At 74.1% G+C, this 1408-nt stretch carries 2 protein-coding genes; both read left to right on the top strand.

Annotated elements, in window-relative coordinates; all coding sequences use genetic code 11:
• The first annotated feature begins 45 nt into the window (after positions 1 to 45).
• Positions 46 to 168 (top strand): hypothetical protein, encoded by a 123-nt coding sequence (locus ACLWS4_RS37070; RefSeq protein ID WP_375875626.1) that lies wholly within the window; start codon positions 46 to 48, stop codon positions 166 to 168.
• Between the two features lie 85 nt (positions 169 to 253).
• Positions 254 to 1408 (top strand): HesA/MoeB/ThiF family protein (locus ACLWS4_RS37065; RefSeq protein WP_416876431.1); only part of this gene is annotated, 1155 nt, incomplete at its 3' end.

The following is a 1408-nucleotide window of genomic DNA, read 5'->3' as shown; positions in this document are numbered from 1 at the left end:
CTGATTCGCCACCATCCCTTTCGAGAAAATTCAGGAGGACGCCTCATGGACACCACCCTCACCACCGCCGTGGCCGTCGACCCGCAGGACACCGAGCAGACCGAGGACAGCGGTCTGCGCCCGGCCGCCGCCCACGAACTGCTCGGCTGCACCGTCTCCGGCCAGTAGCCCACCGGCACCACCAGCGGCGGGCCCGGCGACACGCCGGCCCCGCCCCCACCCCCGTCCTCGCCCTCGACCCGAGGAGCCCACCGTGAGCAACCCCCGCCTGCGCGCCGAGCACCAGCCCACGACCCGACCGGACGGCCGGATCCAGATCGGCTCCCTGCCCGGCCTCGCGAGCACCCTGCCCGACCCCGGCGGCTGGCGCCTGCACCTCCTCCGGCTCCTGGACGGCACCCTGACCGCTGACCAGGCCGTCCGGGCGGTCACCAGCCGCCACCCCGACGTCCCGGCCGCCCAGGTCGAGCGGCTGCTCCTGGACCTCGCCGAGGCCGGACACGTCCGGGACGCCACCGGGGCCCGTCCCGCCGCGCGGCTGGATTCCGGCACCGCCCGAGTCCACCAACGCGGCATCGAGTACTGGGAGATGGTCGACCAGGACCCCCGCCGTACCGGCGCGGACATCCAGCAGATCCTGGCGCGCACCGTCGTGACCGTCGTCGGCATCGGCGGCGTCGGCCTCACCGCCGCGGCCGCCCTGGCCGGCGCCGGAATCGGCTGCCTGATCCTCGCCGACCACGACCGCGTCGAGGACTCCAACCTCAACCGGCAGCTGCTCTACACCCGCTCCGACATCGGCCGGTACAAGGTCGACGCCGCCCGCGAACGCCTGCTGGAACGCCACCCCGACCTCGACGTCGTCCTGCACCCCGAACAGATCACCTTCCAGACGCAGTTCGCGCGCCTGATGCGCCGCTGCGACCTGCTCGTCCTCGCCGCCGACGAACCCGACCACCTGCGCCTGACCGCCAACCGCGCCGCCCTGACCACCTCCTGCGCGTGGATCGACCCCGGCTACCACGGCCCGCTGATCGGCACCGCCCTCTACACGCCGGGCACCGGCGACGGCCCCTGCTGGGAGTGCCTGCGCCACTTCGACGCCACCGCCTACGGGCTGCCCGGTACCCACGGCGAGGTCCTGGCCGCCGCCCTGCCCCGGCCGCTCGGAAACCCCGTCATCTCCACCAGCGCACTGCTGGCCGGCACCTACGCCGCCCATGCCGCCCTCACCCACCTCACCGGCACCCGCAGCGCCAACCCGGCGGGCACCATCCAGCGGCACAGCCTCATCGCCCCCGCCGACCAGACCCCCCGCGCCGTCACCTACCCCCGCAACCCCGACTGCCCCTCCTGCTCCCACTACCACCCCAAGACCACGCAGGCCATCTCGCAGAAGACCCCCGCC

The sequence above is a fragment of the Kitasatospora sp. SC0581 genome (genome assembly GCF_048159585.1).
In the GTDB taxonomy this organism is placed as follows: Bacteria; Actinomycetota; Actinomycetes; order Streptomycetales; family Streptomycetaceae; genus Kitasatospora.
Note: the sequence above shows the minus strand (reverse complement) of the source record. Positions and strands in the feature narration are given on the sequence as shown.

Coding starts and splice junctions, on each gene's coding strand:
- ACLWS4_RS37070 (WP_375875626.1), top strand. CDS start 46: ATGGACACCACCCTCACCACCGCCGTGGCCGTCGACCCGCAGGACACC.